Annotated in this window: 7 protein-coding genes; 3 read left to right on the top strand and 4 right to left on the bottom strand. The window is 49.7% G+C overall.

The window, feature by feature from the left end:
• Nucleotides 1–122 precede the first annotated feature (122 nt).
• From H8K47_RS18745 to H8K47_RS17780, 3 genes are all read right to left on the bottom strand, one after another.
• A complete protein-coding gene (locus tag H8K47_RS18745; protein ID WP_408057912.1) occupies nt 123–374 on the bottom strand; it encodes a GGDEF domain-containing protein in 252 nt (83 codons plus the stop codon).
• Between the two features lie 64 nt (nt 375–438).
• Nucleotides 439–1,728, bottom strand: coding sequence for a sensor histidine kinase (locus H8K47_RS17785; protein WP_186882696.1), 1,290 nt, complete (start codon nt 1,726–1,728; stop codon nt 439–441).
• Nucleotides 1,729–1,832: 104 nt separating this feature from the next.
• Nucleotides 1,833–2,504 (bottom strand): response regulator transcription factor, encoded by a 672-nt coding sequence (locus H8K47_RS17780; RefSeq protein ID WP_186882695.1) that lies wholly within the window; start codon nt 2,502–2,504, stop codon nt 1,833–1,835.
• Nucleotides 2,505–2,665: 161 nt separating this feature from the next.
• Here H8K47_RS17780 and H8K47_RS17775 point away from each other — a divergent pair, with 161 nt between their 5' ends.
• From H8K47_RS17775 to H8K47_RS17765, 3 genes are read left to right on the top strand one after another with little or no spacing between them, the layout of a single operon-like run.
• The gene (locus H8K47_RS17775) at nt 2,666–3,823 is read left to right on the top strand and encodes an efflux RND transporter periplasmic adaptor subunit (RefSeq protein WP_186882694.1); all 1,158 of its coding nucleotides are present in this window, start codon (nt 2,666–2,668) and stop codon (nt 3,821–3,823) included.
• Nucleotides 3,816–6,935, top strand: a complete 3,120-nt coding sequence (locus H8K47_RS17770) for an efflux RND transporter permease subunit (protein WP_186882693.1) — start codon at nt 3,816–3,818, stop codon at nt 6,933–6,935. Before H8K47_RS17775 ends, H8K47_RS17770 begins: the two co-directional genes overlap by 8 nt.
• Entirely contained in the window at nt 6,932–8,461 is a 1,530-nt protein-coding gene (locus H8K47_RS17765) for an efflux transporter outer membrane subunit (protein WP_186882692.1), read from the top strand. Before H8K47_RS17770 ends, H8K47_RS17765 begins: the two co-directional genes overlap by 4 nt.
• Nucleotides 8,462–8,920: 459 nt before the next feature.
• On the opposite strand, the gene H8K47_RS17760 is transcribed toward H8K47_RS17765, so the two are convergent.
• On the bottom strand, nt 8,921–9,154 hold a 234-nt coding region (locus H8K47_RS17760; protein WP_186882691.1), incomplete at its 5' end, for a GNAT family N-acetyltransferase.

Here is a 9,154-nt window from a genome sequence, read left to right as displayed (position 1 = left end):
ATCCGATCAATCGTGTAGCTGATTTGTTGCCTTGGAATGTCGCTGATCGTTTGGCATAAAAAGCAGCCTGAGTCAGACTTCGCGTTAAACAACAAAAGTCAATGACGGTGCTGGTGAGGTGCTTACGCTATGTCTGCTAGCTCAAACAACTCAGCATGAGTAGAGTCCTTAAAACTCTGCACTAACCCCAGGCTGATCGTTATGTGAATTGACAAGCCCCTGCTTGTATATTCGCTACTGTCAATAGTTCTTCGTACTCGCTCTGCTATATGAGTAGCATCTAATAAATTAGTTTTTGGCATAAATAAGACGAATTCCTCACTTCCCAAACGTGCCACAAAATCTTCACCACGAACGGATTTTTTCTTATGTATTTAGCAACAAATTTAAGGAATTCATCAGCTGCGGCGATTCGCATCGACTTTATAATCTGCAAACTTATACCAATGGGACATGTAATGTAAAGCGTGCACCAGTTTCGGTATTTGAAACGCTGATACTTGCACCAGCGCGGGTAGCTATATGATTTGCTAGTGATAAGCCCAAACCAGAACCAGGAATACCATTCGATTTAGCGCGTTGTCCGCGATAAAAACGCTCAAAAATATGAGGTAAATCCTGTTCTGCGATACCGGGGCCACGATCTTCGACGTTAATAAGTAAATGTCCGCCTTCGGTTGCAGCATGTAATCGTATGGTGCCACCATTGTCACTGAATTTAATTGCATTTTCTAAAAGATTATTTAGGATGAGTTTACCTGCCCGTTCAGATAAGCGTATGTCCGCAAAATGCATATTATCAACAGTGAGTTGAATGTTCTTTGCTTCTGCAGTGCTACGATTGGCGCTAACAACCGCATCCAACAATCTATGCGTATGACACAGCGAATCGGTATCGTCTTCTTGGCCACTTTCGATCCGAGCCAGTAATAGTAGTTCTTCCACCATACTGGTTATGCCACTAACTTCTTCGAGGCAAGAGTGCAGCGTATTACGATAGTCTTCTGGACTGCGTTCACGGCGCAAACAGATATCAATTTCTGCGCGCAAGCGTGTCAATGGCGAGCGCATTTCATGAGAAGCGTCAGCCGTAAAGCGGCGTTCGATCAGAAAAGCATTTTCTAGTCGCTCTAGCATCTGATTCAGTGTGCTGGTCAGATGGGCAATTTCATCCGCATCGGATGATTGTGCTAGTCGCTCACTCAGATTCGCATCCCCAATACGGTCTGCTTGGCTAGCGATATTTTCAATCGCCATAAAAACTTTTTTGGTCATATTGTTGGCAACAAAAACCACGGCAGCGACCAGTACGATAGCAAGGACACTGAATAAACCCGTCGCGTAATCGGCGATGCGCACGGTATCGTCCAACGAGCCAGCTACCTGTACGATGTAATGCTTACCAGCAGTACGTACGGGCACAGCAATCATACGTAAAGGCTCGTCACCAAAATTGTTTATCGTAAGCAGTGCAGTTTCGTTATCGGCAGTTTGTTGCAGAATATCGCTGGTCAAAGGTAAGTCTGCATCGCCGAGATTCTGACTTTTAGCAATCACCGTTCCATCGCGTAAGGCGATTTGCACCAGCCTGTCCAGTCGCACCAGCGAGGGTGGAGCTTTCCCAGTTTGCTGGTCATGCACCCGTACCGGCTGATCTGGAGCACTGTTGAGTACCGAAACTTCTGCATCCGCGATTGCCAGCAACGCCTGGTCTAGTTGCTGATTCATTTCATGCGATAAGCCCCACCAGGTAGCAAATGCTGCACAAGCTACAATCGCTGTAATCGCAGTACTGTGAATTACGGCAAGACGCTGACGGAAAGAAAGCATGTTTACTCCGGTAAGGCGAACACAAATCCCTGGCCGCGCACGGTTTGTATCAGCGGTTCACAACCGGGTAGGTCAACTTTTTTACGCAGATTTTTGATGTGTACATCAATCAGATTGTCAATCGCAATTAAATCAGCTTTCCAAACATGTTCTGCCAACTGATGGCGACTGATTAATTTCCCTTGCTGACGGATAAGAAATTCTAGCAACGCAAACTCTTTACGGGTTAGTTCAATTTCCTGTCCTGCTCGAACTGCAGTTTGGGATTGTAAATGCAGACTCAGATCAAAGGCTTGTAAAGTGACACACGCCTGCAGCTCGGCCCGGCGACGCAGTGCTTCAATTCTGGCCAGTAATTCCTCAAACGCATAAGGCTTTACTAGATAATCATCCGCGCCCTGACGTAAACCCTGCACTTTGTCCTGCAGTGCGTCGCGCGCTGTCAGCATTAATACAGGTGTTGATACGCCTATGCTACGTATTTTGCTGCAAAGCAGCATTCCATCCATACCGGGCAAATTCCAGTCCAAAATCAGCAAATCAAAGGTATCGAGCGTTTGTGTCAATGCTTCTTCGGCGGTAGTGCAGTGTTTGACCTGATAATTTTCTTCTTCTAGGCCTTTTGCCAGCAAGCGTGCCGCTTTCAGGTCATCTTCCACCAGCAGGATATGCATGCTCTAACTCCTGAATTTCATTACTACGTAGTATAACAGTGCTAAAACTCTCCTTATCTTTCCTGAAAAAAGATTCAGGTGTGCGCTGCAGCAACAATACTTACACTACGCGTATTGTTTGGTCTGTCAGGATCAAAACGCTATATGAAGGAGGTATACCAATGAATCATAAAACTATACGGCGACCACATCTGGTGGTGGGGCTGCTAACGGCAACAGTTGCTGCTAGTGCACTCTGGTTATTTGTGCATGCTCATGCAACAGCGGATAACAAGCCTGCGCAGGCAGAAGGTTATTCACGTAACGCGGAAGGACATATTTTGGTTGTTCCGAAGTCTGCGCTCGAGAAGTCCTTGCAGATCGCTGTAATACAGCCTCAGGATGTCGCATTGCCCTTGCAATTGCCCGCTGTAGTGGAGGCGGATCCTTTACGTTTTATAAAAATCATGACTCCTTTGTCGGGTCGTATTACTGTCGTGCGCAAACAGGCCGGTGATCTGGTGAAAGCCGGTGAGGTACTGCTTACCATTGATTCTGCTGATTTGGCGCAAGCACTCAGTGATCAGGAAAAAGCGCGTGCTGCGCTGAGTCTGAGCAAGCGTCAGTTAGACCGTCAGCAAACGATGGATAAAGCCGATATCGGTACCAAACGCGATCTGGAACAGGCGCAGAGCGACGTCGTGCAAGCACAAGCGGAACTGAGCCGAGCCGAAGCCCGTCTGGGGTTACTGGGAGCGAAAGCACAGAGTGCCGGTGATGTGCTGCCGGGTCATCAACTAGTTGTGCGCGCACCTGCTGCCGGTCGTGTGGTCGAGCTGAATGCGGCACCGGGTGCGTACTGGAATGATGTGAATCAACCGCTGATGAGTATCGCGGATTTATCCAAAGTGTTTGTGACGGCATCCGCTAAAGAAAAAGATCTGGCGATGCTTTCTGAAGGGCAGAGTGTGACGATTCGTTTTGATGCTTATGCCGAACCAGTACAAGCCAAAGTGCAGTATGTCGCTGACGTGCTGGATACAGATACGCGTTCCGTTAAAGTACGCATTCCTTTAAACAATCAAAATAAAAAGCTCAAACCAGGCATGTTTGCCAAAGCCGAGTTGAGCACCAGTGCACATCAGGGATTGCTGGTTCCGGCAACGGCGGTGGTACAGCACGGTTTTGCAAGCAAAGTCTATGTTGAAGTTGCACCACGAGAGTTGGTAGCGCGCGAAGTGACGGTCGGCCCGCTGAACAACGGGCGATTCGAAGTGCTGAGCGGCTTGAAAACAGGCGAGCGTGTATTGCTGAAAGACGGGGTGATTTTCAATGATTGATCGTCTGGTAACCCTGTGCTTTAACCGGCGCGGTATTGTAGCTCTGGTGTTTTTTCTGGTCGCCGCGTACGGCTGGTTTGCATGGAATCAACTGCCGCTTGAAGCCTATCCCGATATTGCCGACACCACTTCGCAAGTTGTGACGCAGGTGAATGGTCTGGCCGCGGAAGAAGTGGAGCAGCAAATCACTATTCCGCTAGAACGTCAGATTATGGGTACCCCGGGCATGCATGTGATGCGCTCTAAAAGTACCTTCGGCCTATCACTGATCACGGTGGTGTTTAAAGACGGTGCAGATGATTACTGGTCCCGTCAGCGTTTGCAGGAGCGTATCAGCACTGTGGCACTACCTTACGGCGCACAGCCGGGGCTGGACCCTCTAACCTCGCCGATTGGTGAAATTTTCCGCTACACCTTGGTATCGAAAACCCGCAGTCTGCGTGAATTATCTGAATTGCAGTTATGGAAAGTGATTCCGCGCCTGAAACAAGTATCCGGTGTGGTCGATGTCGCCAATTTCGGTGGCATCACGACACAGTTTATGTTGGAGCTGGACCCGGCAGCACTGAGTAAATATAACGTTTCGCTGAATCAAATTACCGCTGCGATAAGCGCCAATAACGCCAATGCTGGTGGCAGTGTGCTGACCCGTGGTGAGCAGGGCATGGTGGTGCGTGGAGTTGGCCTGATTCGTAATCTGGACGACCTAGGCAATATCGTGATCACGCAAAAAGCCGGTGTACCTGTGCTGTTGCGCGATCTTGGACAAGTCACTTACGGCCATCAGGAACGCCATGGAGTTCTGGGTATTGATCATAATCCGGATTCGGTTGAAGGTATTACGCTATTGCTGAAAAATGAAAATCCGTCGCGTGTGATGGCGGGTGTGCATGAAGCGGTGAAAGAATTGAACGAACAGATTCTGCCAAAAGATGTGCATGTCGTACCGTACATGGATCGCAGCAATCTAGTGAATGCGACGGTGAATACCGTCAGCCATACGCTGATTGAAGGGATTGTGCTGGTAACGCTGGTATTACTGCTGTTTCTGGGGAGCCCACGTGCAGCGATCATCGTCGCGATCACAATTCCAGTATCGCTGCTGATTGCGTTTATTTTGATGCACCATTTCAAAATCCCTGCGAATTTGCTGTCCCTAGGCGCAATTGACTTCGGGATCATTGTTGATGGTGCGATTGTAATGATGGAAAACATACTACGCCGCCGTGAAGAGGAACCGGACGTAACGCTGCATGGTAAAGACATTATGCAGTCTGTGCGTCAGGTCACACGTCCGGTGTTTTTTGGGATTTTGGTCATCATCATCGCGTATTTACCTCTGTTCGCATTCCAGCGGATTGAATACAAACTGTTTTCACCGATGGCTTATGCCGTGGGCTTCGCCCTAGTGGGTGCCTTGCTGGTAGCACTCCTGCTGATACCGGGCCTGTCGTATATGGCATTGAAAAAACCTCTGAAGATTTTCCATAATCCTGTACTGGTATGGCTGAAGCCGCGTTACTCTCAGGTGCTGAACTGGCTAGTGGGCCGTAGCCGCGTTGTGACCGGTATTTTTATCGCGACGCTTGTGGCAGTGATTTTCAGTGGTGCCACCATTGGCCGTGACTTCCTTCCGTATTTGGATGAAGGTTCGATCTGGCTGCAAGTGACGTTGCCACCGGGCATTGCGCTGGATAAAGCCACCCGTATGGCGGACGCGCTGCGCGAAGCAACGCTGGAATTTCCGGAAGTGAATCACGTTGTTACCCAGCTCGGACGAAATGATGATGGTACGGATCCGTTTACGCCTTCGCATATCGAAACGGCGGTCACATTGCATCCTTACAGTGAATGGAAAAGCGGATTGAGCAAACAGGAACTGATTGCAAAAATGGCAGAGCGCTTCAAAAAACTGCCGGGTACGCAGGTCGGTTTCAGTCAGCCGATGATTGACGGTGTATTGGATAAACTGGCAGGAGCACACAGCGACCTAGTTGTGAAAGTTATGGGTAATGATTTCCGCGAAACCCGCCGTATTGCGAATGATGTCGTGCGTACTCTGAGTGCGGTTCCCGGCGCCGAGGACGTGATTATTGATCAGGAACCACCGCTTCCGCAGCTGAAAGTTGATGTCGATAGACTGGCTGCTGCACGGCTCGGTATCAATGTCACGGATGTGATGAGTCTGATACAAACCGGTATCGGCGGTGCGCCGGTGACGCAAGTATTTATTGATGAGCGCAGCTATAACATTGCTGCCCGTTTCAAAAATACTCTGGTGAACAGTCCGGAAGCGATTGGTCATCTGACACTAGTCACACCGTCCAACGCGCAAATTCCTTTGTCGCAAGTGGCGCGCATTTCATTCGCAGAAGGTGAAACCACGATTACTCGTGAAATGGGCAAGCGCCATCTGACCGTGCGTTTAAACCTGCGTAACCGTGACCTAGCGGGCTTTCTGGACGATGCCCATGCGGCTATTGAAAAGCAGGTGCAGTATGATCGCAGTCGCGTTTCTATTCATTGGGGTGGCCAGTTCGAAAACCAGCAAAGGGCTCAGGCGCGACTGACCATGATTTTGCCGATGGTACTGGCGCTGATGTTTGTGCTGTTGTTCGGCGAATTTAAGAATCTCCGTCAGCCAGCACTGATTCTGTCCGCCGTGCCGCTGGCCACACTGGGTGGTTTATGTGCACTGCACTTGCGCGATATGACGCTGAATGTATCGTCTGCCGTTGGGTTTATTGCATTGTTCGGGGTGGCCGTTCTGAATGCGATTATTATGATTTCGAATCTGAACCGCTGGAGTAAGCAGCCGGGTATCAGCCTAAAAGAGGCGGTAATTCATGCCGCCAGTGAGCGTTTGCGTCCGGTACTAACGACAGCAACGGTGGCTGCACTGGGTTTGATTCCTGCTGCGATGGCGCATGGTCTCGGTAGTGACGTGCAGCGTCCGTTAGCAACAGTGGTCGTTGGTGGTTTGATTACCGCGACCGCATTGACGCTGATTGTGTTACCAGCTTTGTATTACATGATTGAATCCAGTGTGCGTAACCATAAAAAAGTCGCGGAACAACCGGTAAAGTTTGATACCAGCGAAGGAGATGCATGATGCAGTTTTTGAAATTTTTACTGAGGTTGGCTTGTATTTCTGTCCTTTCTGCCTGTACTGCCGGGCCAGATTACCAGCGGCCGGATCTGCTGGCCGGACATCAGGCCGGGTTACCGCAACAAGCTGTTCGTACTGGTATCGATGTGGAAACATCGGCCGACAACGCAAACTACCAAGCTAATGACGAAGCAGTCGTACAGCTATTACTGCCTGGTCTGAATCTGCAGAATGGCTGGTGGAAGGTTTTCGGTTCAGAGTCTCTGAATCAGCTGATTACAACAGCGCTCAGCAATAATGCGGATTTGCAGGCGACCAATGCGGCGCTGAAAGTTGCGCAGGAAAACGCGGCAGTTTTACGAGCTGGGTTTCTCCCTTCGGTGGATGCCAGTTGGCAACCGACGCGCCAGAAAGTGGCCGATCCCCTGGCCAGTCCTGCAGCTTCTGGTGCTAGTTTTTACACGTTGCATACCGCGCAGGTCAGTGTCAGCTATAACCTCGATCTGGCAGGCGGTTTAAAACGCCAGAACGAAGCAGCTATGGCGCAAGTTGACGCTGCTGGTTTTCAGTTGCAGGCCGCGCGCATGACGCTGGTTTCTAATGTGATTCTGGCCGTGGTACAGGAAGCCGGTTTGCGTGAGCAATTACAGATTACCCAGTCGCAGTTGCTGGCGAACCGTCAGCTAGCAGACTTGACCCGTCAGCAAAAAGCGCTGGGTGTGGCATCAGCGGCGGATGTCGCAACCCAAGAGGCAGCACTGGCTCAGGCTGAAGCCAGTGTAGTACCTGTGCAGCGTGCACTTGATCAGCAGCGTGGTCAGTTAAGGGTATTGCTGGGCTTGCTACCCGGCGATAAGCTGCCAGTGGAATTTACACTGGCGCAACTGCAATTGCCTTCGCAATTACCATTGAGCGTGCCGTCTGAATTGTTAGAGCGCCGTCCGGATATCCGTATCGCGGAAGCACAGTTACAGGCTACGAATGCGCAAGTTGGGGTTGCTATCGCCGCACGTTTGCCGAATCTGAGCCTAACCAGCAGCCTGGGCAGTAGCAGCCTGACGCTTGCAAATCTGCTGAAGGGTAATTCTTCTTTCTGGAATCTGGGGGCGAACCTAACGCAGCCAGTATTCCGTGGCGGTGCGCTGTTGCATCAGCAACGTTCAGCTGAGGCGCAGTATCAGCAGGCAGCGGCGCAATATCGCAGCGTAGTGCTGAATGCGTTTCAGAATGTCGCCGATACCTTACGGGCACTAGATGTAGATAGACAGCAGTGGCAATTGAACAGTAAGGGGCAGCAGGCTAGCCTAAGAGCACTGGAAATCGCTCGCAAGCAACGTGCAGCTGGCGCAATTCCATTGCAGACAGTGTTGCAGGCGCAACTGACCGAGCAACAGGCCAGTCTGGCTTTTTTGCAGGCACGTCTAAGCCGTTACGTCGACACGGTAGCATTGTACGCTGCAATGGGTATTAATGTACCAGAGTCGGTTTCCTCAACAGTTTCACCATTCACACAAAAAGAAAAGAAGTAACCACTTTTTTATCTGTTTATGCAGAATTCTTCACTGGGTCTTTCCTTAGGCCCTGACTTTCTGCTTATGATTACCGGATAGCTTTCCTGAACTCTATACTTGAGGCTATCCGATTTTCGATGTAAAGGGGGCAAAGTCGGCATTGTGACCGATAAACATGGCCTCTACGGGCGAGAAATGGAGGTCAATGTTGCACATGCTGTTTGGGAATGTCGTTCCAATTTTGAGGAGATCAATGCACCGCAGTCCCATTGGACTTGCAGGATTCCGCAAATCCAAATAACCGTAACTGGTAAAACACTGCTCGCTCTAAAGTGTTGTGGGGACCTTGTTCAGAAGGGTGAACAATCCTTGCCGCAGCAATATGTGATCAGAATGAAATATTGGTTCGCCAACGGCAGGTGCGTATCGCTAAATAAAGCACCTCCATTGGTATTTCCCCTTCGTACAAGCGACTAGTCAAAGCTTTTTGTGATACACCACAAACGGAATTTTTTGAGCCATTTGGTCGTACAGTTGCATGGCTATCGTATTCGTTTCTTGTGTTTGCCAGTAAACACGTTGAGTTCCGACAGCCTTGGCAGTGTTATACACAGCGTTTATCAGTGCTCTGCCAACCCCCATCCCTCTCGCATGATCCACTGTAAATAAGTCTTGCAGATAACATACCGGCTTAATTTGAATAGTACTTCT

Origin of the sequence: Cognatundibacterium rugosum (assembly GCF_014284365.1) — a bacterium.
Taxonomy (GTDB): domain Bacteria; phylum Pseudomonadota; class Gammaproteobacteria; order Burkholderiales; family Burkholderiaceae_D; genus Undibacterium; species Undibacterium rugosum.
Note: the sequence above shows the minus strand (reverse complement) of the source record. Positions and strands in the feature narration are given on the sequence as shown.